25 protein-coding genes are annotated in these 22551 nt (G+C 70.7%); 17 read left to right on the plus strand and 8 right to left on the minus strand.

Features of this window, described 5'->3' with window-relative positions:
* The first annotated feature begins 65 nt into the window (after positions 1–65).
* The 4 genes from Vau01_RS56315 to Vau01_RS56330 all read left to right on the plus strand — a co-directional run bounded on the left by Vau01_RS56315 (position 66) and on the right by Vau01_RS56330 (position 2443).
* Positions 66–560 carry a hypothetical protein gene (locus tag Vau01_RS56315; RefSeq protein WP_204011006.1) on the plus strand — a complete coding sequence of 165 codons (495 nt, stop codon included), beginning with the start codon at positions 66–68 and terminating at the stop codon, positions 558–560.
* A gap of 225 nt (positions 561–785) precedes the next feature.
* Positions 786–1307, plus strand: coding sequence for a SigE family RNA polymerase sigma factor (locus Vau01_RS56320; RefSeq protein WP_239152834.1), 522 nt, complete (start codon positions 786–788; stop codon positions 1305–1307).
* Positions 1308–1309: 2 nt separating this feature from the next.
* Positions 1310–1906, plus strand: a complete 597-nt coding sequence (locus Vau01_RS56325) for a hypothetical protein (protein ID WP_204011010.1) — start codon at positions 1310–1312, stop codon at positions 1904–1906.
* Between the two features lie 36 nt (positions 1907–1942).
* Complete coding sequence (locus tag Vau01_RS56330; protein ID WP_204011011.1) at positions 1943–2443, plus strand: hypothetical protein; 501 nt, start codon at positions 1943–1945, stop codon at positions 2441–2443.
* A 48-nt stretch (positions 2444–2491) separates the two neighbouring features.
* Here Vau01_RS56330 and Vau01_RS56335 read toward each other — a convergent pair whose 3' ends face one another.
* Positions 2492–4087, minus strand: a complete 1596-nt coding sequence (locus Vau01_RS56335) for an SMI1/KNR4 family protein (protein WP_204011012.1) — start codon at positions 4085–4087, stop codon at positions 2492–2494.
* A gap of 89 nt (positions 4088–4176) precedes the next feature.
* On the opposite strand from Vau01_RS56335, the gene Vau01_RS56340 reads away from it, so the two are divergent.
* Positions 4177–4878, plus strand: a complete 702-nt coding sequence (locus tag Vau01_RS56340) for a VOC family protein (protein WP_204011013.1) — start codon at positions 4177–4179, stop codon at positions 4876–4878.
* A gap of 53 nt (positions 4879–4931) precedes the next feature.
* Here Vau01_RS56340 and Vau01_RS56345 read toward each other — a convergent pair whose 3' ends face one another.
* Positions 4932–5342 (minus strand): RidA family protein, encoded by a 411-nt coding sequence (locus tag Vau01_RS56345; protein ID WP_204011014.1) that lies wholly within the window; start codon positions 5340–5342, stop codon positions 4932–4934.
* Positions 5343–5430: 88 nt separating this feature from the next.
* Between Vau01_RS56345 and Vau01_RS56350 the strand changes: the two genes are divergently transcribed.
* Positions 5431–5787, plus strand: coding sequence for a hypothetical protein (locus Vau01_RS56350; protein WP_204011015.1), 357 nt, complete (start codon positions 5431–5433; stop codon positions 5785–5787).
* A 1-nt stretch (position 5788) separates the two neighbouring features.
* Here Vau01_RS56350 and Vau01_RS56355 read toward each other — a convergent pair whose 3' ends face one another.
* Entirely contained in the window at positions 5789–6508 is a 720-nt protein-coding gene (locus Vau01_RS56355) for a DUF8817 family protein (RefSeq protein WP_204011017.1), read from the minus strand.
* Positions 6509–6682: 174 nt separating this feature from the next.
* Between Vau01_RS56355 and Vau01_RS56360 the strand changes: the two genes are divergently transcribed.
* The 3 genes from Vau01_RS56360 (at position 6683) to Vau01_RS56370 (ending at position 9152) form a co-directional block, all read left to right on the plus strand.
* Positions 6683–6940: a hypothetical protein gene (locus Vau01_RS56360; RefSeq protein WP_204011019.1), complete on the plus strand. Its 258-nt coding sequence runs from the start codon at positions 6683–6685 to the stop codon at positions 6938–6940.
* Between the two features lie 170 nt (positions 6941–7110).
* Positions 7111–7413 (plus strand): hypothetical protein, encoded by a 303-nt coding sequence (locus Vau01_RS56365; protein ID WP_204011022.1) that lies wholly within the window; start codon positions 7111–7113, stop codon positions 7411–7413.
* 23 nt (positions 7414–7436) lie between these two features.
* The gene (locus tag Vau01_RS56370; RefSeq protein ID WP_239152836.1) at positions 7437–9152 is read left to right on the plus strand and encodes an amidase; all 1716 of its coding nucleotides are present in this window, start codon (positions 7437–7439) and stop codon (positions 9150–9152) included.
* 119 nt (positions 9153–9271) lie between these two features.
* Here the strand turns inward: Vau01_RS56370 and Vau01_RS56375 are convergent, their stop codons facing one another.
* Positions 9272–9619: a DoxX family protein gene (locus tag Vau01_RS56375; RefSeq protein ID WP_204011024.1), complete on the minus strand. Its 348-nt coding sequence runs from the start codon at positions 9617–9619 to the stop codon at positions 9272–9274.
* A gap of 47 nt (positions 9620–9666) precedes the next feature.
* On the opposite strand from Vau01_RS56375, the gene Vau01_RS56380 reads away from it, so the two are divergent.
* Both Vau01_RS56380 and Vau01_RS56385 read left to right on the plus strand, forming a co-directional pair.
* The gene (locus Vau01_RS56380) at positions 9667–10245 is read left to right on the plus strand and encodes a TetR/AcrR family transcriptional regulator (protein ID WP_204011026.1); all 579 of its coding nucleotides are present in this window, start codon (positions 9667–9669) and stop codon (positions 10243–10245) included.
* Positions 10246–10448: 203 nt separating this feature from the next.
* Positions 10449–11747 (plus strand): vanadium-dependent haloperoxidase, encoded by a 1299-nt coding sequence (locus Vau01_RS56385; RefSeq protein ID WP_204011028.1) that lies wholly within the window; start codon positions 10449–10451, stop codon positions 11745–11747.
* 55 nt (positions 11748–11802) lie between these two features.
* Here the strand turns inward: Vau01_RS56385 and Vau01_RS56390 are convergent, their stop codons facing one another.
* The gene (locus Vau01_RS56390) at positions 11803–12321 is read right to left on the minus strand and encodes a VOC family protein (protein WP_204011030.1); all 519 of its coding nucleotides are present in this window, start codon (positions 12319–12321) and stop codon (positions 11803–11805) included.
* Between the two features lie 88 nt (positions 12322–12409).
* Here Vau01_RS56390 and Vau01_RS56395 point away from each other — a divergent pair, with 88 nt between their 5' ends.
* Together Vau01_RS56395 and Vau01_RS56400 are read left to right on the plus strand one after the other, a co-directional pair.
* Positions 12410–13444, plus strand: a complete 1035-nt coding sequence (locus tag Vau01_RS56395) for a helix-turn-helix transcriptional regulator (RefSeq protein ID WP_204011031.1) — start codon at positions 12410–12412, stop codon at positions 13442–13444.
* 134 nt (positions 13445–13578) lie between these two features.
* On the plus strand, positions 13579–14397 hold the full coding sequence (locus tag Vau01_RS56400) for a phosphotransferase (RefSeq protein WP_239152848.1): 819 nt from the start codon (positions 13579–13581) through the stop codon (positions 14395–14397).
* Here Vau01_RS56400 and Vau01_RS56405 read toward each other — a convergent pair.
* Positions 14351–14992 (minus strand): TetR/AcrR family transcriptional regulator, encoded by a 642-nt coding sequence (locus tag Vau01_RS56405; RefSeq protein WP_204011041.1) that lies wholly within the window; start codon positions 14990–14992, stop codon positions 14351–14353. The two genes, Vau01_RS56400 and Vau01_RS56405, sit on opposite strands and share 47 nt — an antisense overlap.
* 53 nt (positions 14993–15045) lie before the next feature.
* Here Vau01_RS56405 and Vau01_RS56410 point away from each other — a divergent pair, with 53 nt between their 5' ends.
* Positions 15046–16113, plus strand: a complete 1068-nt coding sequence (locus Vau01_RS56410) for a zinc-dependent alcohol dehydrogenase (RefSeq protein ID WP_204011044.1) — start codon at positions 15046–15048, stop codon at positions 16111–16113.
* Here the strand turns inward: Vau01_RS56410 and Vau01_RS56415 are convergent.
* The gene (locus Vau01_RS56415) at positions 16110–19028 is read right to left on the minus strand and encodes a DUF6493 family protein (RefSeq protein ID WP_204011047.1); all 2919 of its coding nucleotides are present in this window, start codon (positions 19026–19028) and stop codon (positions 16110–16112) included. The two genes, Vau01_RS56410 and Vau01_RS56415, sit on opposite strands and share 4 nt — an antisense overlap.
* 161 nt (positions 19029–19189) lie before the next feature.
* Here Vau01_RS56415 and Vau01_RS56420 point away from each other — a divergent pair, with 161 nt between their 5' ends.
* The 3 genes from Vau01_RS56420 (at position 19190) to Vau01_RS56430 (ending at position 21707) form a co-directional block, all read left to right on the plus strand.
* Positions 19190–19699 carry a SigE family RNA polymerase sigma factor gene (locus tag Vau01_RS56420; RefSeq protein WP_204011050.1) on the plus strand — a complete coding sequence of 170 codons (510 nt, stop codon included), beginning with the start codon at positions 19190–19192 and terminating at the stop codon, positions 19697–19699.
* A complete protein-coding gene (locus Vau01_RS56425) occupies positions 19696–20955 on the plus strand; it encodes a hypothetical protein (RefSeq protein ID WP_204011053.1) in 1260 nt (419 codons plus the stop codon). The genes Vau01_RS56420 and Vau01_RS56425 overlap by 4 nt, the downstream gene beginning before the upstream one ends.
* A gap of 113 nt (positions 20956–21068) precedes the next feature.
* Positions 21069–21707, plus strand: a complete 639-nt coding sequence (locus Vau01_RS56430) for a hypothetical protein (protein ID WP_204011056.1) — start codon at positions 21069–21071, stop codon at positions 21705–21707.
* Here the strand turns inward: Vau01_RS56430 and Vau01_RS56435 are convergent.
* Entirely contained in the window at positions 21693–22457 is a 765-nt protein-coding gene (locus tag Vau01_RS56435; protein WP_204011059.1) for a transporter substrate-binding domain-containing protein, read from the minus strand. The two genes, Vau01_RS56430 and Vau01_RS56435, sit on opposite strands and share 15 nt — an antisense overlap.
* Positions 22458–22551: the final 94 nt, after the last annotated feature.

Raw genomic sequence — 22551 nt, forward strand, 5'->3', positions numbered from 1 at the left:
CAGGCCCTCTCGCGAGTGTCATCTGGCCATTCGTGCGATCGACCGCAGGGGTGTAGCTGGGTTGAATGGTTGCTGTCGCGCTCCGGATCGCGCGCTCTTTTCGCGAATCGTTTGGCGGCGATTCACTCGTGCCGCACAGCGACGGTCAATCGACCTGGGATGGTGACATGTCCAACCCGTTGCATGATGCTGCGGGCAACGTCGTGGGCTGGACCGCTGAGACCGCGACGGATGCAGCGACGCAATTCGTCCCTGTGCCCGGAGAAGGCTGCAGCCCGGGTTGTCTAGTTGCGCTGCTGGCGTCGCCCGTGGTGATCCTTTTTTGTGGCGCCGGGGCAATCGCATGCGCCTATGATTCGTTCGTCGGCTGGATCACCAACCTGCGCACGAACAACCGGGAAGGATTGACGTACGAGGAGGCCCAGGCCGAGAACAAAGTATCTGAGCACCTGCTCCAGGTGTGGGGTGCGGTGACCTTCGCGGTTCTGGTGGTTCTGGTGATCCTGGCTGTGGTCGGCGTGGTCGTATATCAGTCCCGACGGGGTAAGCGCCGGCCATAGCACCGTGGTTCGAGGCCGACCCAGCCGGTTCTCGTCAGTTCCGCTCCAGCCACCGTGTCGGCCATCCACCTTACGAACCCCCGAGGCTGGGCCCCTGTCGGCTGGATGACAGTTGGTGCCCGGGTGGAACCTTTGTGGGTCCGTCCGGATGTAGTAGGCATGCGGCTGGAGCTGACGTGCCGGGATCTCGCCGGGACCGGTACCGGCGCAGAAGGGGATCGCTGCGTGCCGACCGGTCCCGACATCGATTTCAACGCCTTCGTCAGGGCGCGCACGGGGGCGCTCCTGCGGACCGCGTACCTGCTCACCGGTGACCGGCACCTGGCCGAGGATCTGGTGCAGGACGCGTTGGCGAAGGCTCATCGGGCGCGCCGTCGGTTGACCTCCGAGAGCCACCTGGAGGCGTACACCCGCACGGCGATCTACCACCTGCACATCCGGTGGTGGCAGCGCCGGAAGGCCCGTTCGGAAGTGTTGGCCGGGGAGTGGGCCGATCCGCGGGATCCCACGGATCATCCGGACCGCGTCGCCCTGCGGCTGAGCCTGCAACACGCCCTGGCCCAGTTGAACCGCCGCCAGCGGCTCGCGGTGGTGCTGCGGTACTTCGAGGACAAGACCGAGCGTGAGACCGCGGAACTGCTGTCGTGCTCGGTCGGCACGGTCAAGAGCCTGACCAGTCGCGCCCTGGCCCGGCTGCGTCAGATCGCACCGGAACTCGACGAGCGTTCGACCGGTAAGGGGGTGTGAACATGGGTCTGGAGGATCGGCTGCGCGCCGGCCTGTCCGACCTGGCCGAGGGGGCCGGGTGGACGGACATGGAGGACCGGGTCGCGCGGGCGTCGCGGCGGATGGCGATCCGGCGGCGCGTCGCGATGTCGGTGGCCGCCGCCGCACTGGTCGTCGCCGCCGTGCCGGTCGTGCTCATGTCCCGGTCGTCGCCCAACCCGCCCGATCATCTGGGGGACCCCGCCTCCCCGACCGAGACGGCGACACCGGCACCCAGCACGTCGAGCGGCCGTCCATCGTCGACGCCGTCGTCGGCATCGGCATCGGCATCGAACGACAGGGAGACGACGGGCTGTCCCGTGTCGGCGGCAACGTTGCTGGCGACGCTGCCGAATGCCCACCTGGGCACGGACTTCGGTCATCCAACCCGGCTGAGCGAAGTGACCTGTTACAAGCGGTACGCGACCGCGTTGCCGGTACCTCCGGTCGGCTCGGTGCGGATTCTCTTCGGCTACACCTTGCCCGAACGCACCTGGATCGCGCTCAACGCCGGGCCGGCGGGCATGTGCGACCGCTACGTCCTCGACGAGGCGATCAGCTCCCGTCTCCCCGGCTGCTGACCGCTGCCGGCCGCACCATCCACATTGGAGAGTTCCATGTTCAGTGTCCGCACCATCGTCCTGATCATCGCCGCCGGTGCGGCTCTGGCCGCCTGCGACCCGGCCCCGACCACCACGAGCGGTCCCACCGCGCCGCCCACCACCACCCCGCCCACGACCGCGACGACGGCCGCGTCGCCGGCCAACACCGCGACCGACACCCCGCCACCGACCTCAACCCGGACGCCCACCCCGGGCAACGCCGACGCGCCCGACGCCTGCCCGGTCAGCGCGCAGACCCTGCTCGGGGTTCTCAAGGGAACCGACATCGCACATCGGGGAGGCGACCCGACCGCGCTCGAAGGCGTCAGTTGCTACAAGAACTACGCCTACGCCCGCGACGCGGACAAGACGCAAACCCACGAACGCGCCTATTTTCTCTTCGGCTACGTACGGCCCGGGAACCGGTGGATCCCGCTCAACCTCGGCACCGGCGGCGTCTGCGAGGGATATGTGCTCGACAAGGCGGTCCGCGACCGGCTCGGCGAAGGCTGCTAGCAACGGCGAACGACGCTGAGGTCGGCGAGGCCGTCCTGCAGCCAGGGTTCACGGGCGCAATCGGGGCTTGCTCGGTGTGGTGCCGAGGACGTCGGATCGTCCGGTGGCCACGGCGATGATGAATTCGGTGAGTGTGCCGTCGAACGGCTCCAGTTTGCCGGCCCGCTCAACGACGACCGTCCAGGTGTCGGGGTCGGAGTTCGTGGCGTTCCAGCCGATGAGGTCGCGGCCTTCGGTGCCACCGCACATGACCACCGGGTATGGCGGTTCTTCATCCTCGTCAAGCAGATCGGTGAACCACTGCGTGTGCTCACCCGGGTCGCCGAGGGACAGCCCGTCGAGCACGGCTTCGCCGTAGCCGGCGACCAGCAGCTTGAAGTCGGTGGGCAGCCGCAGCCCGAGCCCCCGCTCGGTGTCGGTCCAGTCGATCTCACCGGGGTCGGGTGGCCCCAGCAGGGTGGTGAGCAGGGTGAGCGGGTCGCGGTGCCGGTTCGACGGCGGCGGCGCGGGCGGTACCCCGTCGGCGGCCGGCGTCCACAGTGCCACCGGCGGTGCCGTCCCCGGTGCGGTCCCTGTTGCGGTGCGGGGGGACGCCGCCGGATCGAGCACCGGCAGGTCCATCCGCCCGTCGAGCCACTCGGCCAGGAACGAGGTCGTGGGCAGGTCGATCCGCTGCCAACCGCTGCCGATCACCACGACCGGCCAGTGATCGGCGGTGTGCCAGGCCGGCAGCCACCACAACGTCTCGCCGGTGGCCATCCGGCCCCACAGCCTCATTCCTGGCGGGTCCGGGTGCAGGCCGGCCGGCGGGTCGGTCAGCGTCGCGGCGGCGGTGGCGTGCTCGGCGGCGAGGTCGAACCCGCCCGGCCCGCCCGGTGCCAGCAGGCGCAGTACGCCGCCGAGTGTCCCGGGCCCGGTCGCGTCGAGCAGCTCCCGATAGTCGGCCGGAGCCTCCACATCAGCCCAGCTGCCGGCCCGGCCACGGGCCGCTGTCTCCGCCGGCAACGCTGTCCCTGCCGGCAACGCTGTCTCCGCCGGCAACGCTGTCTCCGCCGGCAGTGCGGCGCGCAGCCGGTCCAGCCCGACACGTGACGGGGTGACCGGCGCGACCGGCGTCGGGCGTGGCCGGTCGAGGCTGCGGTCGGGTCCGTACCGGGCGGGCAGCGGGCCGGTGCGGTGGCCGGGGCTCCAGTCGATGCCGTCGGTCACCATGGCAGCGACCAGATCGGTCATCGTCAGGTCGAACCGGTGCCAACGGTGGTAGCCGAAGCGGGCGAGGACCGGCCAGGTGTCCGGGTCGTCGGAGCCCGACGGGTCCCAGAAGAAGTGGTCGCCGGCCCGGCTCATCGCCCACCACAGCAGCCCCCGCGGTTCGGGCCAGAACCGGTACGGCGCCGAGTCGGGGTCCGCGTCCCGGCTGGCGCGAAGCCAGGACACGTTGCGGATGTGGTACGGCACCTCGCTACCCGCCGGCGACCATATCCACAGGTACTCGCCGAGGTCGATCGGTCCGTAGGCGGCGGCGAAGGCCCGGAAGTCCGCCGGCAGCTGCATTCCCAGCCGGGCCTGTACGTCGGCCCAATCGACGGGCGGCACGTCCGTGGGTGGCGCTCCGATGAGAGCGGCGAGCCGATCGAGATCCACGACCGGCGATTATGCCCTCAACCCCGTGACGCCGTGTTCGCCAGGCCCGGTCCGGCGGGGAGCCCGTGCCGCTGTGTGAGAGTGTTCGCATGAACGTCGAGCGGATCCGGCAGGCGGTGGTGGCGTCCCACGACCGGGCGGCCGTTGTCGCCGCGTGGCAACGCGAGTTCGGTCTCGGGGCGCCGTATGACGACCCGGGAGTCGCCGCGTTCGGTCTCGTCAACGGGGTGGTGCCGGTCGGCGATGCGTTCCTGGAGGTGGTGACGCCCTGCCGCGAGGGCACCGCCGTCGGGCGGCATCTCGCGCGGCACGGCGGTGACTGCGGCTACATGGTGCTCGTGCAGGTCACCGACATGGCCGCGGCCCGTGCGCATCTTGCGGGTTCCGGCGTCCGGAAGGTCTGGTCGGTGGACCTCGACGACATCAGCGGCACGCACGCTCATCCGGCTGACACGGGTGCCGCCCTTGTCTCGTTCGACCGGCCGGTGCCGCCGTCGTCGTGGCGGTGGGGCGGCGCCGACTGGCCCGACCGCAGCCGGACGCGCGTGGTCACCGGCCTTGCCGGCGTCCGGATCGCCGGGCCCGATCCGGACGCACTACGCGATCGCTGGGCGGAGGTGCTCAACGTCGTACCGGACGGGCACCGGCTGCCGCTGCCCGACGGCTCCTACGTCGAGGTCGAGGCCCGTGAGCAGCCCGGCATGACGGGCATCGACCTGTGGGCCGCCGCCGGGCAGCCCGCGCGCACGGTGACGATCGCCGGCACCGAGTTCCGGGTGGTCAACCGGTAGGCACGTTCCGGCGAGGCCACGACGCCGCATCGGGCCGTTGGCCGGGCGGATGGTCAGCGGAGGGCGGCGACGGCTTCCACCTCGACGAGTTGGTCGCGGTAGCCGAGGACGGCGACACCGAGCAGCGTGCTGGGCACGTCGTGCGCGCCGAAGTGTCGACTGACCACGTCCCACGCCGTCACGAGATCGTCCCTGTCGTGGCTGGCGACGTAGACGGTCGTCTTGACCACGTCGGTGAGGTCGGCACCGGCCGCTGCCAGCGCTGTGCGCAGGTTCGACATCACCTGTTCGGCCTGACCGGCCACGTCACCGACCGCGACCGTGGCGCCGTCCTCGTCGAGCGGGCAGGCACCGGCGGTGAACACCAACCGGCGTACGTCGGATGCGACCGCGGCATAGGCGTACGGCGCCCGGTCGGTCAGGTGAGACGCTCGGATCAGCTCGATGGAGTCGGATGCAGTCATGGGCGCATCGTCGCAAACGCTCTCGACAACGACGAGCGCATTTACGCCATTGATCAATGGCTCTGCCGTTCGGCGCTATTGTCGCGTCGTGACGGCTGTGCGGCTCGGGATCGACCTGGGCACGTCGAACACGGTGGCCTTCACCACGACGACCACCGGTACGGCCACGAGCCGGTACACCACCGACGCGTGGACGGTCACGATCACCGTCGTCACCAGTACCAAGGTCGTGGTCCAGCGCCGCAACGGCACCGTCCTCAGCCGCTACGCCGTCGAGCCGGGAGCCCAGTCGGTGTGGGGCTTCACGTGTGCCGGACCCGAGTTGGAACTGTGCGCCGGCCAGCTTCCGACCAGAACCACCTTCAGCCGGACCACCGCCGCACCGCCGGGTGCCCCGTCTCCGCGATGTACTTCTTCAGAGATCAGGGAGGCGTCCGTAGGGTGAGTCACCGCAGTGCTGCTGCGAGTTCGGCGGCGTTGTCGAACGCGGGTGCCGCCCTTTCGGATTCGTCCTCCGTGAGCGTGACGGAATGGGCGCGGGTCAGCATCTCGGCCGCAGTCTTTGGATCGTGCAGCACCATCGCGAGTTCGGCGCGGTAGACCAGGACCTCTATCTGCTCGACCGGGTCGTCGTCGGCTTGCGGGCGGGCCAACGCGCTGTCGAGGATCCGAACGGCCTGTCCGGCGTTTCCCCTGGAATCGGCCTGCACGACAGCATTCGCCAGTGCCTTGGCCAGCCGCCCGGCCGGCGTGGCGGCCGGCGTGGACGCGGTGGCGGCGTCCCGAAAGACGCGGATCCAGTTGCCGCCCGGGTCGATGACGCTGAATCCGCCCAACCCGTCGGCGTTCTTCCGCGCCCTGGGCCGGGTCATCCGCGGCGTTCCGGACACCAGTACCTTGCCGTACGCGGCGCGCATGCCGTCTGCGAAGGCCCGATGTAGCCCCTCGATGTCCTCGGTGATCACGAGACAGGAGCCATAGGACTGCTCCGGGTCGAATCCGGCGATCTCGAAGAACTGCAGATGCAGATCCTCCCGCTGGATCCCCACACACGCGTAGGGCTTGCGCTGCTTGTACGTCGTGCGGAATCCGAGAACTCCGTAGAAGGTCTCGATGTCGTCAATGGATGCGCACGGCAGCAGGGGAACGGTCCGCTCGTTGGCCATGCGTCCTTCCTAAGCGTCGCAGGGTGGCCGTCGCACATAGAAATAGCCGATCGTCGCCTCCGGTTGTCCGATCGGTTGATGACCCAGAACCGCGGCGTGCGGCGGTGCCGCGCCGTGCGGACTGCGTCAGCACAGCGGTGGTCGGTACAGCACTTCGATGTACAGGATGTCCTCGTGGACTACGTCAAGAACGAGTTCGCCGGGCCATGGTGGGACGAGGCTGACGTTGCGATGGCCATCGCCGTACGCTCCGGAAGGCTTCGGCCCGGTGCGGAAACTTTGGCAGAAGTCATCTTCGCAACCGCAGACCTCGACTACGCGCAACCGGTCGACGTGACACGCCAACCGATCTTCGCCCGCTTCGCCAAGGGCTGCCCTCAGCTCCGCTGCGAAGGTCGGCCACGTTCCAGCCAGGAGCGGCGCCGCATCTGATCGGTTTTCCACGAGCGAGCACGCTACCGGCAGTGAATACGGCGAGCGGAGCCGCCATGCTGACGGCACCCCGAGGGCGGGCCGCCGCGCTGACCGGTCTGTGACACGGTTCGAACACGTTCGAAACGATCAACAGCGAGGGTTCCGGTACCCGGACGGAAGGAGCAACCGTGCCTGCCACCCCACCCACCGACGCCGAACTCGACACCATGATCCGCGCCCGCCTGGCAGCGCTGGGCATCGACCTCGACCAGCTTCCCGCCGGCACCGTGGCCGATCCGGTGACGGGATCGCCGGGACGCGAGACGGTACTGGCGTCCCTGCGCACCTTCGTGCGGAGCACGGTCACGACGATCGCCGCCTACCAGATGCCGGTGCCGGCCGGCACCGACCCGGCACACGTCCGGCCGCTGTCGCAGCAGCCGGCGCCGATGCTCTACCCGTCGATCAGCACGGCTTGGCGGAAGTCATGACCGCGCTCGGACCGGTGGAAGTCATGACCGCCCTCGATCAGCACGGACCGGCTGACGGCATGACCGCCGTCGATGAGAGGACACCGACACAGCCGATCGACCGGCTGATCGACCGGCGCTCGTTCGTCGTCCGCAGCGCCGCGCTGGCCGCCGCGTCCACGATCGGAGGCGCGGTCGCGCTCCCGGCGATCGCGTACGCCGGTCCCGTGTCGGCAACCACGCCGGACCGGATCGACGCCTACACCGAACCCCGCCCCGAGGCCCTGGACGACCTCACCGAGCTGACCGTCGCCGAAGCGGCCTGGCTCATCCGCGCCGGCCGGTTGAAGCCCGAACTGCTGCTCGCCGCGTACCTCGACAGGATTGCCGCGTTCGACGGCGCCTACCAGGCGTTCAACACGGTGGCCATCGACTCGGCGTTGGCCGCCGCGCGGTCGCTGGCCGACCGTCGCCGCCACCGAGGCGCGTTGCACGGCATTCCGCTGGCCATCAAGGACAACTACTACACCGCCGGCCTGGCCACGACCGCGAACTCGTACCTGTTCGCCGACTTCGTCCCACCGTTCGACGCCACCGCGGTGGCGAAGCTGCGTCAGGCCGGCGCAGTCGTGATCGGCAAGACCCAGATGGGGCCGCTGGCCACCACCCGGGCCACCACACCGAACGGGATCGTCACCACGGTGAACGCGTGGACCCCGGCCGACCCCGCCGTCGATCCCGGCGGTTCGTCGACCGGAACGGCCACCGCCGTGGCCGGCCGGCTCGCCGCGTCGGGTACCGGCACCCAGACCGGCGGGTCGATCACCAGCCCGTCGAACGCCCAGAACCTGACCGGTCTCAAGCCCACCATGGGACGGGTGTCGTTGTACGGCATCATCCCGCTCAGCTACACCCGCGACCATCCCGGTCCGCTGGCCCGCGACGCCATGGACGCCGCCATCATGCTGAAAGCGATGGCCGGCCCGGACCCGAACGACCCGCGTACGCAGGGACTGCCGCCGGTACCCGACCTCGTCGCCGCCGCGACCCCGGTGTACCAGCGGCGCAAACTGCGCATGCGGTGGCCGACCCGCATCGGCGTCATTCCCGGATACCTGTCGGGAACCTCGGCCGTGGCCCGGCAGGCGTTCCTCACCGCGCTCGCCGCGATACCCGACATCCGGATCGTCGACGTCCCGCTGCCGGCGGAGTGGGACCTGCTCACCGGCGGCGCGTTCAACAACGTCCGATTGCCCGAGCGCAGCGAGCCGTTCCGGCCCTACCTGCGCACCGACCTGCGCGGCTTCGGGGTGTCGGTCACCGGCTGGCTGCAGGGCGCGCTGTTGGGCGCCGACGAGTTCGTGACCGGCCAGCGGGCCAAACTGCGGCTCCTCGAAGACGTTCTCGACACGGTGTTCCGGCGGTGCGACGTGGTCGTCCAGACCGGTCCGGTGCCGTTCGACATCCTCGGCCTGCCCGAGCTGGCGCTGCCGATCGGGTTCACCCCCGCCGGGGTGCCGGTCGGCACCATCCTCGGCGGCCAGCCTTACGCGGAGGACCGGCTCCTCGCCGTCGCCGCCGCCTACCAGGCCACGACCGACTGGCACCGCCGCCGGCCGGCGAACCCGCCGGGCGGGGCACCACCACCGACCGGCGCCGACAGTGCACCCGACGCGCGCACGTTCACCGTGCCACCGTCGCGTCCCGATCCCGCCCGCGGCCGACTGACCGCCGACGACGTGGTGGCAACCATGCAGTAAAGAAGAACGCGGCACCGCCCGGAGGACCGGGCGGTGCCACGTCGTCGCTCACTCTTTTGCGGACGGGCGTGAGCGCGCGCAACGTCCTCACGGCGATCTGCCACGTGGGTGGGCATGGCCTAACTGGCAAGGTGAAGGGTGAGCGCCGCCGCCGATAGTGCCAGGTAGAGCGCGGGCATGGGGACGTTGGCGGTGTCGCGGGTGCGCAGGTGCGCGCCGATCGCCAGGAGGAAGTAGGCGACCAGCGCGGCCGCGGCGGCGACGCCCACGGGCTCCCACCACAGGCCCACGACCAGGCCGGCCGCACCGGCCAGCAGCAGCACCGCCAGCTGGTTGAGCCGTTCTTCCGGCACGCCGACGCGCCGGTACGTGGCCACGACAGCAGGGCGGTGGCTGAGCTTTCGCGCTGCGGTGACTACGAGCAGGGCGGCGAGTAGAACCGAGACGACCGTGGCGGCGACATCCATCGCTGGCCTCCCGTGGCAAGCAATCTATACATCTGTACAATTTAGCGGTGAGTCCCCAGCGCAGCAACCGGTCCGAGCTGATCGAGGGCACACTGCGGTGCATCGAGCGCCTTCCCCCGGAGCGGGTCACCGCCCGCGCGATCGCCGACGAGTCCGGTGCCAACCTCGCCTCCATCACCTACCACTTCGGATCCAAGGACGAACTCGTCACCGAAGCGGTCATCACCGGCCTCGACCGGTGGCTGGCCGAAATCGTGCGCAGGCTCGACGAGCTGCAGACCCGGGCGCCCGAGGACCGGTTCCAAGCCGCATTCGCCATCGTGGCCCACACCCGCCGCCGTCACGAGGGCCTCGCCCGTACCTTTCTCGGCGCCATGGCCAAGGCGTCGCACGACGAGCGAGTCAGGCAACTGCTGACCGAGGGCTTCCGGCGCACCCGAGGCGAGGTCGCCACCGCGCTCGGCCTCGGCACCGACGCGGCCGGCCGCGACGCCGCGGGCCTGGCACTCGCCCTCTTCAACGGCCTGCTCTTCCAATCGTTGGTCGACCCCGGGCTCGCCATCGAAGGCCGCCGCATGACGCGCGCGCAGACCCGCCTGCGAAGCGTCATGCCACCGCACGAGTGAGCGTACGTTCAGCCCTGTCGCACACTTCGAACAAATTGGAACTGGTTCCGACGCATCGATGACTGTGATCTGAAGCCGACCCGTGCTGGGGTGTGCGTGACGGTTGTGCAGAGATGCCTCGTGCGGGGATGTCTCGTGTTGAGATCTCGCGATCCGCTGCCGTCATGTGAGTCGAAGTCGATCAGCCGGACGAGGGGATCCTCATGGCACATCGCACTGAGAAGACGCACCGCTCACTCCGCAGATCACGGCACGTGGCGATCGTCGGCGCTCTCGCGCTTGCGGGGTCCGTCGCGTTCGTGGCGGCCCCGGCGCGGGCCGCGCCGACCGGCACACCGAACGCGGTCGTCACCTGGAACGTCCACGCCCAGACGGCCATCTACGAGGTCGCCCGGCAGTCACCGACGGCAACCGCCCGCAGCTTCGCGATGGTGCAGGGGGCCGTGTACGACGCGGTCAACGCGATCGAGGGCACACCGTACGAGCCGTACCTGGTCGCCCCGCGCAGCCGGCGTGGCGACTCGGCTGCGGCGGCGGTCGCCACCGCGGCCCATCATGTCCTTCTCTCGATGTTTCCGGCTCAGGCGGAATCCTTGCGTGCGCGGTACGACGAGGCGCTCGCCGCGATCCCCGACGGCCGGTCGAAACGGGGTGGCATCGCCGTCGGCGAGGCCGCAGCTGCGGCCATGATCGCCGCCCGTTCCGACGATGGCGCGTTCTCCGACGCGACCTGGAAGGTCGGCACGGCTCCGGGTGAATGGCGGCCGACCCCGCCCGGCTTCCTCCAGGTCGGGGCGTGGTTCGCGTTCCTCGAGCCGTTCGTCATCCGCGACCCGGCCGATTTCCGCACCCCGGGCCCACCGGCGCTGACCAGCGCCGCATACGCGCGCGACCAGAACGAGGTCAAGGCGCTCGGCTCGGCGACGAGCACGGTGCGGACGCCGGACCAGACCGAGGCGGCGATCTGGTGGGACGATCCGCGCCTGGTGGAGTGGGAGATCAAGCGTCAGCTCGCCACGACGCACCGGCTTACCACGATGCAGACGGCCCGAATGTTCGCGATGGTCGATGTGGCCGCGGCTGACTCGCTGATCGCCTGCTACCAGGAGAAGTGGCGCTGGAGCTTGTGGCGGCCGGTGACGGCGATCCCACTGGCCGACACCGACGGCAACCCCGCCACCGCTCCCGATCCGGCGTGGACGCCGCTGCGCGTCACCGCGCCGTCGACGGAGTACCCGTCGGGCCACGCCTGTTTCACCTCGGCGACCACCACGGCCATGCGGAGGTTCTTCGGCCGTGACCACCTCAGGTTCAGTGCCCACAGTGCCGACTCCGGCACGACCCGCCAGTACGACAGCCTGTCCGTGGCCATGGCCGAGTTGATGGAGGCGAGAATCTGGGCCGGGGTGCACTACCGCACCGCCGTCGTCGACGGTGAGCGGCTCGCGGCGACCGTCACCCGCGACGTTCTCGGCCGGGAGTTCGGCCGCCGGAACAACTGACCCACAGCGCGGCGTGCCGTCCCGAACGACCCGTTCCGGACGGCACGCCGCGCGTTCAGTCGATCAGTGGGCGGCTGACGGTGCTGTGGGTGCGGCCGCTCAGCTCCCGGTCCAGGGTCTCCAGTGCGTCGCGCATCGCCTCGGCGTAGTGCGGCTCGGCGAGCCGGCGGAGGCCTTCCTCGGGTGCGACGTCCTCGACCACGCTGCTGATCCACCAGATGTTGCCGAACGGATCCCGTACCCGGCCGCCCCGCTGGCCGAATGCGTGGGTGGCAGGGGTGGTGACCACGCGGGCTCCGGCGGTGACCGCACGCTCGGTCGTGGTGTCGGCGTCGGGGACGAAGACGCGCAGCAGTGAGGGCATGGCCGGCCAGTCCGACCGCTGGTCGAACGCCAGCAGGATGGTGTCGCCGACGCGGATCTCGGCGTGGCCGATCGTGCCGTCCTCCAGGGGTACCCGGGCCAACTCGACCCCGTCGAACACCGCGGTGATGAAGTCCAGCAGCTGTCCGGTGTCCGGCGTGACGATCCACGGCGCGACGGTCGTGTATCCGGCGGGTGTGGTGCCGTTCATGACGATCTCCTCGTGTCGGTGCGAACTGTGGACACGGTAGAGGCCGTATAGGTCAGGTCCTGTCCTAGTCGAGCGGCAGAATTGGGTCATGGCTGACGCGCGTGCCCGACTGCTGTCTCTGCTGTCGCTGTTGCAGACTCCCCGGCTGTGGCCGGGAACCGAGCTCGCGCACCGGCTCGGGGTGTCCGGCCGGACCGTGCGACGCGACATTGATCGGCTCCGCGAGCTCGGCTACCCGGTGCACGCCGAGCAGGGCGGCTTCGGCGGATACCGGTTGACGGCCGGCACCGCGATGCCGCCGTTACTCCTGGAAGACGACGAAGCGGTCGCCGTGGCCATCGGCCTGCGCACGGCGGCGTCGCAACCGGTGGCAGGGGCAGCCGAAGCGGCGGTGCGGGCGCTGGGCAAGTTGCTTCAGGTCCTGCCGGCCCGCCTGCGCCGTCGGGTCGACACGCTGGCCTCGTCGACGGTGGCCCACCCGTTTTCTGTGGCCACGCCGTCGGTGGACCCCGACGCGCTCGTACTCACCGCCGCGGCGATTGCCAACCACGAGCGGCTACGGTTCCAGTATCGCGACGAGGGCCGGCACGTCGAGCCGAGCGCCCTGGTGACGTACGGGCAGCGGTGGTACCTGCTCGCGTTCGACCTCGACCGCGACGACTGGCGGACCTTCCGCCTGGACCGGATGACGCAACCTGTCCCGACCGGTGCCCGAGCCTCCAAGCGGGAGATTCCCGGCGGCGACATCGGTGCCTTCGTCGCCAGCCGGACCATGCAGATGGCTCCGACATACCCGGCCGACGTCGTGATCGACGCAGCGGCCGCCGACGTGGTGGACCGCCTCGGCACGCCACCGCCGGGCACCCTGACCGACCAACCGGACGGAACCTGCCGGTGGCTCGCGCCGCCGGACACCCTCGAATGGCACGCGCTGCGACTGGCATCGATCGGGCTGCCATTCCGGCTCGGCGGCCCACCGGAACTGGCGGCCCACCTCAGGTCGACAGCTGCGCTCTTCCAAGCCGCCACAGCCAAGCCCATCCGAGACAATCCGTTCACGGGCCAGGTTGATCCGCCAGAACGTCTCCTCGCTCATGTTGAGATAGTTACCGAAGGTCGGTGAGACCGCCGTTGGAGGCACGTGTGGATTTATGGCCGCCGCACGCCGGCGCAAAGGTCCTGGACGACGTGGCCAGCGTGGTCGGGGCAGAAGTCACTCTTCTCGGTCGCCTACCCGGAGGTCTCCATGTCGGCGCCATGCGCGTCCAGGTGGCCGGAAGGGCGAATGCAGTGCTCAAGACAGTGCCCCGGGCACACCCCAACCACCTGGACGAGACGTTGCGAGCCCAGAGAGTGGTCGAGCACATGCGTAGGCGCGGCTATCCCACCCCGGCCTGGCTCGGAGTAGGGGCCACAGCCACCCATGTATGGCATCTGATGGACTTCGTCGACGCGGCTCCCGTGCCAGAGCTGACCCCGTCCGTCGTCGAGCAGCTGATGGAGATCATCGAACTCCAGGCTGGCCAAGCCTCCGAGCCCTACGACCACTGGTCGTACGCCTGGCGGGTCGCCACCGGTCAGGAACCGGCTGTCGCCGGGCCGGATGTCAACGAGACGCCGGAGCAGTCATTTCTCCGCCAGTCCATCGCCGGGCTCTCGGGGCATTCCTCCGTGGTGTCGGCCTTGGTCGAGCGCCTGCGGCTCGTGTGTGCCGACGTCCCACCACCACCAGAGGCACCTGACATGGTCCACACCGATCTCAACCCCAGCAATGTCCTGGTCCGGGACGGAGCGGTGGTGGCGGTCGTGGACATCGGGAACGCAGGTAGCGGCACGCGGGCGACTGATCTCATCAACCTCGTGTGGTTTACCTTCCAGGATCCGCTGGACGGTGTCCGAAGGCGGCTGTGGACGAGAATCCTCGACCTGGTCGGCTGGGAGGGGGCGGCGGTGCTCGCAGCGACACAGATCCTCCACATGCTCGAGTTCCCCATCCGTCAACGGCGCCACGATGTCGTCCCAGGGCTGGTCATGCGCGGCCAGCGCGCCCTCGACGAGCTGAACGCGCTTCGCTGACTGTCGCCGACCTGGCCGTGCCCGTCCCGTCCACCACCGCCGCGACGTGGGCCAGGAGTTCGGCGCCGGCCGCGTCGATCGCTGTCGGGCTGCGGTCGACCCGGGCCAGCAACAGCGCGCCCTCGGCGGTGGCAACCACCAGCGTGGCCAGCGCCGATGCCCGTACGGCCGGGACACCGTCTCGCTTCAACGCGACGGCGATCAGCTCCCGCCACCGGTCGAACGCCTCGGCCGCGTACCCGGCGAGCGCGCCGTCGGCGGGCATGAGATCCAGCGCCACCCCGGCGATCGGGCAGCTTTGCCGGAAGCCGCTGGCGACCAGGCTGTCGCGGCTGGCCGCGATGAACGCCCGGACCGCCTCAACGGCCGTTCCGGCCTCGATCGCCGCGGTGAGCGCGCGCACCGTGGCGGCCGTGTAGCGGCGCAGCGCCTCGGCGGCGAGCTCTTCCTTGCCGCCCGGGAAGTGGTGGTAGATCGAGCCGCGTGGGGCACCGCTGCGGGCCAGCACGTCGCCGAACGACGTGGCCGCGTAACCGCGCTCGCGGAACAGTTCGATCGCGGCCCGCACCATCCGGTCCCGACTGTCCGGTGCCACACGCGACTCCCGACCCTTGACTATGACGAGCTGCATAGTGCAACCTCGGCACTATGACGGCCAGCATAGAGCAGGCTCAGCTCGTCCTCGAAGCACCGGGAAAAGCGGCCTGGACGGCCGTCCCGGTGCCCACGCTCGATGGCACCACCGGGCCCTCCGCCGGGGCCAGCGGCCCGGCGGCCGATCCCGCGGGAGCCGCACTCGTCCGCCCGCTGGCCGTGGCCACCTGCGACCTCGACACCGTGATCAACGCCGGCGCCTTTGCGCTTCCACTGCCCTACCTCCTCGGGCACGAGTTCGTCGCCGAGGTGGTCGAGGTCGGCCCGGACGTCACGGTGGCCCGGCCGGGCGACCGGGTCGCGGTGCCGTTCCAGATCAGCTGCGGCCGGTGCCGGTACTGCGCGCGCGGGCAGACCGGCGACTGCGGCACGGCGCCGCACGTGGCCGGCTACGGGCTCGGTGCGCTCGGCGGCGACTGGGGTGCCGCGATGACCGACCTGGTCCGGGTGCCGTTCGCCGAGGCGATGCTGGTGCCACTGCCCGATGGCGTCGACCCGCAGGTCGTGGCCAGCCTCGACAACCTGGCCGACGGGTACCGCACGATCGGCCCGTTCCTGCCGGCGCTCACCGCGTCCGGCGACGCCCGGATGCTGGTGGTGGGCGGGCAGTCGGTCGGGCTGTACGCGGTCGCGATCGCGCGGGCGCTCGGCGTCGAGGTGACCTACCTGGACCGCGACGAACGCCGCATGTCGATCGCCGCCGGCCTGGGGGCGACCGTCGCCGACATCGAGGACAGGAGCGGTCGTTACCCGTTGACCGTGCACACGTCGAGCCGGCACCGCACCCTGCTGCACGCGATCAAGGCGACCGACCGTGGCGGCACGTTGGTCGACACCGGCATCCTGTCCGACGACACGGCCCTGCCGCTGACGCGGATGTACACGGTCGGGATCACGTTCGTCACCGGACGGGCGCACGCGCGGCGCGACATCCCCGCGGTCCTGGACCTGGTCGCGCGCGGCGTGCTGGACCCGTCGGTGGTGACCGCGACCGTGGCGGGCTGGGACGACGCCGCGCAGGCATGGTCGGAGCACACCGCGAAGCTGGTCGTGGTCCGCTAGAGCTGTCCTGCCGTTCCCGTTGCTAGGGCCCGGTGTGGCCCGGTGTGGCCCGGTGTGGCGACGCGCAGCAGGCGCTGTGCCTCGGTGACCAGGCGGTTGCGGCCCGGCCGCCCGGCCGTTTCGGCGACGGCCGGGGGCAATGCGGCCGGTGACCCGGACGGGGCGGCGATTCGTGAGGCCAGTGCCAGGAGGTCGGGGGTGCCGCGCGGTGTTGGCGTGGCGTGGAGCAGTTCCGGTATCGCCGCCATCAGCAGGTGCCAGCCATGTGTGGACGCGCCGGCGTCGACGACGTCACCGAGCACCGGGAGGACGCGGTTCACCGGATAGCCACCCGCGGCGGTGAGGCAGCCGACCTCCGTGCCGACGGCGCCGGCGTCGAGCGTGCCCGCGGCGGCGAACGCGAGCATCGTGTCGGCGGCGGTGATCCGGTCGGCGCTGGTGCACGACCCGAGGGCGTAGGCGATCAGCAGCGCGCAGGCCGGCCCGAACCGGCCACCGGCGAGGGCCGATCGCGGCAGTCCGGCAGCGCCGCCGCCGGCGCCGTCGTCGTCGATCGAGATTCTGACCAGGTTCAGCAGGTGGGCGGCGATCGCCTCCGGGTAGGCCGGCGCCACTGCCGGCCACAATTGGACGCCGGTCGGGTACCGCTCGGTCTGGCAGTACTCCGGCAGCCGGACGCTGAGCACGTCGAACGGGTCGTCGGCACCGGCCGGGCGGTCGACCTCGACGAGTGGGTGCTCCTCCATCACCCGTGGCGAGGTGGACAACCAGCCGGCCCCAGGTGGTGTGCGGGACAACAACCGGCGGGCGCTGATCGGCGTCACTCCACCGGCGGCCAGTCGGGCGGCCACCCGGTGCGCGGCGGGTGAGCCGAGCGCGGTGGCCCGTGCCGCCAGGTCCGGCTCGGCCGCCAGTGGCAGCCGGAGCAGCGCCTGCGCGAGATCGGCCGGCCACGGCGTCCACCCCTCACGCGCGGCGCGTTCCAGCCGTTCGACCAGGACTGTCGGATCGACCAGCCCCGACGCCCCGGTGGGCGTGGCGAGCAGCAGCGGCGGCCCGCCCGCCCGGCTGACGCCGCCGAGGTTGCCGCCGATCTCGGCCAGCCGGGCGAGGATCAGGCGGGCGGGCGCCCGCTCTCGCGCGCTGGCCGGCAGATCCGCGACAGCGGCGAGCCACCGCAGTGGCGGCTCGCGGCCGGCGGCGGCCACCACGCAACTGGCCAGCGCGCACTGCAGCAGACCGGTACCCGGGCCGAACGTGAAGCTGAAGCGCTCGTCCCGGAACTGGTCGGGCGGCCACTTCCGGTCGGCCACCGGACGCAACGCGGCGGCGGTGCCGGCCGGGTCGCCCGCGGATCGCTCGACCAGGCCGGCGAGCAGCCGCTCCAGCTCGACCGCGTCGATGGTCAGCCGGCCGCGGGTGTCGGTGGTGAACGACACGGCCGCAACCTCGGCCAGTTCGTCGGCCGACGCGATCGGCGCCGGCCACGCGTCATCGGCCGCGTCAACCGCCGCGTCACCGCCGGATGGCCCGGCCGTCGCCGTCGCGGCCGGATCTGGATCGCCCAGCAGTGCCAGGGCCCGGGAGGGCAGGTCGGCAAGGAGGCCGGACACCGCGCCGCGCAGCGCCGCCACACCGGCCGGCCCAGCCGCACCCACGTGCCGGCTCACGACGGTCACAGCCGTCTCCTGGATCGCCAGGTCGGGGTGGTGCCACGCGACGGCCAGGACGTCGAGCACCTCGTCGACCCGGCCGCGGTCGGCCCGGGCGAGCGCGTCGAGCCAACCGATCTGCGCCCGCACCAGCGGGCGCTCGGCGCGGGCCAGAGTCTCCCGGGACGCGTCCAGGACCACCTCGACCCCGACCAGCCCGGCGTCGAAGGCCGCCCGTAGCGCCTTCTGCGCGACCGTCGCCGCCCCCACCGGCGCGGCCGCGATCAGCCTCCCGAAGTCGTTCGCCCGGTCAGCGGCCTCCCTTACCCCCGGGGCAAGCTCTTTCAGCAGACGCACGAAAGCGGCGAGCGACGATGGCCGGTCCGCCCGCAGCAGCCGGCCCACGCATCCGTCGAGCACCACGGCACGATCGAGGCGACCCTCGCGGACGAGTTCGGCCACTGCCAGGACCCGGACCGGCCCGCTCACCGACGACCCGTCGTCGCAGGCCATCCAGCGCGGCTCGTTGAACACGACGCCGAGGCCGTCGATCTCGAAGACCCGCGCCAGCATCGCGCCGAGCCACGGATCGGCCCGCAAGGTGCCGATCACGTCGGACAGGCGCCACGACCCGTGCTGGTCGGGCACGGTGCGCGGGAGCCAGCCCCGCACGAACCCCTCGTCGCCGGGCACCGCCAGGCCCACGTTCCGGGCCGACCAGGCCACCGTCTCCCAACTCTGACCCGGCACGCCGATGTGCTGGAGCCAGCCACGTACGAACCCCTCGTGGGCAGGCGCCGCCACGCCGGCGGCCCGGGCCAGACCGGCCACCATGTCCCAGCCCTGACCCGGCACGTCAGTACGCGGAAGCCGCGCCGCCAGCGCAGTCGCCAGGTCGCCCAGCGGGTACTCCGGCCGGCCCGCGGCGGCCCGCAGCATCGGATCAACACCGACCGCCCCCCATCGCCGGCGCAGGCCCGGCCGGCTCAGCGCCACGGCGGCCCGGGCGGGCGTCAAACACCCCACGGCGGCCACGAAGTACGCCAACACCTGCTCGCCGCCCGGGCCGGGCCACGCCTCCAGCCGGCGGGCACCCACCTCCACGGTGGCGGCCAAGGCCCCGCGGGCGGGCTCGTCGAGGCCCGCCAGCAGAGGCAGCAACCCTTCGGCCGATCCCTGGCCGAGCAATCGCTCCAGCTCCCCGACGGTGACGCCCGGCGAACCGGAACTCGCCCCGCCGACACCCCGCTCCACGTCCGCCATGCACGCGACCGTAATACGCGGCTACGACAACACGCGTCCACCGACAACACCCAGGCACTACGTCCCCGGAGCCTTGAATGCGACACGAGGCCACACCCGCGTGCAGCAGATCGATGCCGATCCGCGTTTGTACCTCTTAAGGACCGACTTGGAGGTACGGGGTGAGGTTCGAGGAATTCGCTGCGGCGCGGCTGCCCGCGCTGCTGCGTTACGCCGTCCTGCTCAGCGGCGACCGGGAGCTTGCCGGCGATCTCGTGCAGGAGGTGCTCACCCGGGCCCTGCTGCGGTGGCGGCGCATCTCGCGTGTGGAGGAGCCGTATGCCTACGTCCGGACCATGGTGACCAACGAATACCTGTCGTTTCGTCGGCGCAGAAAGCTCCCGACCGTCCCGCTGACCTACGAGGCGCTCGACGGTCCACGGGCGCCGTCCCTGGCGGACCCGGCCACCGGGGTCGACGAGCGCGCGGAGTTGTGGCGGCAACTGATCGGCCTGCCCCGCCAGCAGCGGGCGGTGATCGTGCTCCGGTACTACGAGAACCTGTCCGATTCGGAGATCGCGGAGGTACTCGGCTGTCGGCCGGGCACCGTCCGTAGCAATGCCGCGCGAGCGCTGGCCACGCTGCGCCTGGAGCTGACCGAGTTGTCGACGAGTGAAGGGAAGAGGTCATGAATGACCTTGAGCTGTTGCGACGGACCCTCGTGGATCAGGCGGGCGCCGCCCCGGATGGCAGCGGGTTCGTCGAGGCCGCTCGCGCGGGTGCGGCGCGGATCCGTACCCGCCGCCGGGTGCTCGCGGCGGGGGCGGTGGTCACCCTCGCCGTGGGTGCCGCGATCGTGCCGGGCGCGATCTCCCGGCTGCTGCCGACCGGGCTGTCCCCGGTCACCTCGGCCACGCCCCGTGGGCCGTTCCAGCTCACCGTCGACGTGGCCGCGAACAGCGGGTACCGGAAGTTGAAGTACGGCACCTTGGGGACGCGGCAGCACCTCAGCCTGCGGGCATCGGGCAACAGCAACGAATGGGGGAGCGAAGTCGTGGTCCACGATCCCGGCACGTTCGATGGGGCCCCGTTCCAGAGTGGCGAGAAGGTGACCGTGCGTGGGCATCGGGCGTACTACGTCACCGATCTTCTGGTCGGCGTCTCGATCGGCGGGGGTATGGCTCCGATCGACCCCGATCACCCGGAGGACATACGGAAGCCGGCGATCGGCTGGCCCGATCCGTCCGGGGCATGGGTGATCGTCTATCTCGACAAGCCGACGGGAGGGATCGGACTCCCCCAGAGAGACGACAAGGCAGACCTGCTGCGCGTCGCCGGTGCCCTGCGGATCGGAAACCCCCGCGACATGCGGGCCTCCTTCCACCTCGGCTACCTTCCGCCCGCGGTCGCCGGCCAGCCGGCAAGCGTCACCAGCAATAACTTCGCCGGCGACGACACATCGGGCGTCGTCGTCAAAGTCGGCGTGCAACCTTCGAAGATCGACATGTACATGTTGGGGAACGGCGATTGGGGCGAGTTGCTGAGGGTTGACATGGGGCCGATCGGCGACCTATCCAACCCCTCGATCCAAGTTCTCGGGCCGCCGGAGGTCAGGATCGCCGGATACGAGGGCTGGTACAACACCGATCCCACGCCCGGGTGGCAGGTCACACCGAACACGGGCCATCTCATGCTCAATGACGGCCGCTGCTCGCTGAATGTCTCCTCATCGGACCTCGCGAAGATCCCGTACGAAGAGCTGAAGCGCGTGGTCGAGGGGGCGCAGTTCGCGGACTGCATGCAGCCGAGCACGTGGCTGCGGCCACTGCCTGACCGCCCGGAACCCCGCGGCTCAGAGAGCTCGGTGAGCCCCCGGCCTGGCCGCACGGAGCCCGGTGGCTCAGAGAGTTCGGTGAGCCCCGGGGACGATCAGAGCTCTCCGCGATGAGCTGAGCGGCTTGCCGGCGGGTCCCGGCGACCCGCCGGCAGGCCAAGCGTCGGGGTACTCGCAGGAGGGGCGGACGGGACAATGGTGTGATGACCAGTCATGACGGACGTGCGGTGCGGACCGGTGGCATCACTGCGGGGCCGTCGTTGCTGGCGGTGCGTCGCCGTCCGCTGATGTACCTCGGGGTCGATCGGCACGACCCGGCGCTGCCCGGACAGGTTCTGCGGGTGGCGGTCCACCTGGCCGCAGCCGATCCGCACGGCTGCGTCTCCCGGGTCGATGTTGTGATCGAATCGGACCTGGTGTTCTCCGTGCGGGACAACGGTGCCGGTCTTGCCGTGGATCGGATCGGGCCGCACCGCGAGCCGTGGGTGACGGAAGCGTTGACCGGCCTGTTCACCGGTCGCGGACCAAGCCCAGCGGGCATGGGTCTGGCCATGGTGACCGCCCTGTGCACCACCGTTGTCACGGATGTCTGGCGGGACGGGCGGCACTACCGGCAGTGGGCGGACTGGCAATGCCCACCCCCGCCATTGCAGGTGCTAGGCGAAACCGAGGAACACGGCACCCGGGTGCTCGCCCACCTTGACGGCGCCTACCTCGGCTCCCCAGCGAGGCTGCCCCTCGACATCCCCGAACTCCTGTCCGACCCCTCCAGACACCCAGCCCTGCCGAGCGACGTTGACGTGAGCGTGATCGATCGGCGCAGTGGCGTCCACCGGGATGCGGGTCGAGAATCACATGACAGGTAGGGCATCCACATCGTGGTCGGTGAAGCCGTATCGGGTCACGATGGCGCGGTGTTGCGGCGAGCCGAGGAACACCGCGAGCTGGGAGTCGAGCGCCGCAGCGAACGCCGCCTTCTCCAAGCTGAGCGAAAAGGCGCCGACCGGGACAGGCTGTCGGCCGCTGTCAGTCGGAGTGCTCAGGTCGACAGCGACCAGATCCGCCGCATCCATGCGCGCGATCAGTGCGCGGTTACCGATAGCGGTGCTGGCCGCCGCATCGATCTCGCCGCGCCGTACCGCCTGAACGGCATCGTCCTGCGTGGCGAATGAAACCAGCCGCTCGTCCGGCACCCCGGCCTGCCGTGCCGAGTCGCCCTGGACCTGGCCGACGACCACACCGAGGCGGGCGTTGGAATCGACACCAAGATCACGGTAGGTGGCGAACCGGCCGACGTTGTCACCCCTGACGATCAATCCGTCGGGAACAGCCCAGATCGGGCGGGTGAATCGCACCTGCCGCGACCGCGCATCGGTGATGAACATGCCCGTGTTCAGGTGCCACCGGCCCGCGACAAGTCCGGGGATCAGCTCGGCGAAGGTGACCGGTTGAACAGCCACGGATGGGATCCCCGCCCGCCGCAGGACGATCATCGCGACTTCGACGTCACAGCCCATTGCGGTCCCATCGGGCTCAAGCCAACAGAAGGGCGGCTCATCGAGGATGGCCAGAACCACCCTGTCCAGTAGGCCGGACCCCACCTCCGAGGCGCTCACCCAATGATCTTCACACGGCGCATGGCCAACCGCGACCACCGCGCATGAGCCGCCGCCGAATGCTCTTCGGTTGTCGTCGTGTCGATGGGCGACT

The sequence above is a fragment of the Virgisporangium aurantiacum genome, assembly GCF_016863635.1.
GTDB lineage: Bacteria > Actinomycetota > Actinomycetes > Mycobacteriales > Micromonosporaceae > Virgisporangium > Virgisporangium aurantiacum.

Excerpts from the sequence above, each read along its gene's own strand:
- Vau01_RS56400 (WP_239152848.1), top strand. The coding sequence starts at position 13,579 with ATGCGCGTCCAGGTGGCCGGAAGGGCGAATGCAGTGCTCAAGACAGTG.
- Vau01_RS56340 (WP_204011013.1), top strand. The coding sequence starts at position 4,177 with ATGAACGTCGAGCGGATCCGGCAGGCGGTGGTGGCGTCCCACGACCGG.
- Vau01_RS56425 (WP_204011053.1), top strand. The coding sequence starts at position 19,696 with ATGAATGACCTTGAGCTGTTGCGACGGACCCTCGTGGATCAGGCGGGC.
- Vau01_RS56355 (WP_204011017.1), bottom strand. The coding sequence starts at position 6,508 with ATGGCCAACGAGCGGACCGTTCCCCTGCTGCCGTGCGCATCCATTGAC.
- Vau01_RS56390 (WP_204011030.1), bottom strand. The coding sequence starts at position 12,321 with ATGAACGGCACCACACCCGCCGGATACACGACCGTCGCGCCGTGGATC.
- Vau01_RS56315 (WP_204011006.1), top strand. The coding sequence starts at position 66 with ATGGTTGCTGTCGCGCTCCGGATCGCGCGCTCTTTTCGCGAATCGTTT.
- Vau01_RS56385 (WP_204011028.1), top strand. The coding sequence starts at position 10,449 with ATGGCACATCGCACTGAGAAGACGCACCGCTCACTCCGCAGATCACGG.
- Vau01_RS56415 (WP_204011047.1), bottom strand. The coding sequence starts at position 19,028 with ATGGCGGACGTGGAGCGGGGTGTCGGCGGGGCGAGTTCCGGTTCGCCG.
- Vau01_RS56330 (WP_204011011.1), top strand. The coding sequence starts at position 1,943 with ATGTTCAGTGTCCGCACCATCGTCCTGATCATCGCCGCCGGTGCGGCT.
- Vau01_RS56395 (WP_204011031.1), top strand. The coding sequence starts at position 12,410 with ATGGCTGACGCGCGTGCCCGACTGCTGTCTCTGCTGTCGCTGTTGCAG.
- Vau01_RS56375 (WP_204011024.1), bottom strand. The coding sequence starts at position 9,619 with ATGGATGTCGCCGCCACGGTCGTCTCGGTTCTACTCGCCGCCCTGCTC.
- Vau01_RS56325 (WP_204011010.1), top strand. The coding sequence starts at position 1,310 with ATGGGTCTGGAGGATCGGCTGCGCGCCGGCCTGTCCGACCTGGCCGAG.
- Vau01_RS56345 (WP_204011014.1), bottom strand. The coding sequence starts at position 5,342 with ATGACTGCATCCGACTCCATCGAGCTGATCCGAGCGTCTCACCTGACC.
- Vau01_RS56370 (WP_239152836.1), top strand. The coding sequence starts at position 7,437 with ATGACCGCCCTCGATCAGCACGGACCGGCTGACGGCATGACCGCCGTC.
- Vau01_RS56410 (WP_204011044.1), top strand. The coding sequence starts at position 15,046 with ATGACGGCCAGCATAGAGCAGGCTCAGCTCGTCCTCGAAGCACCGGGA.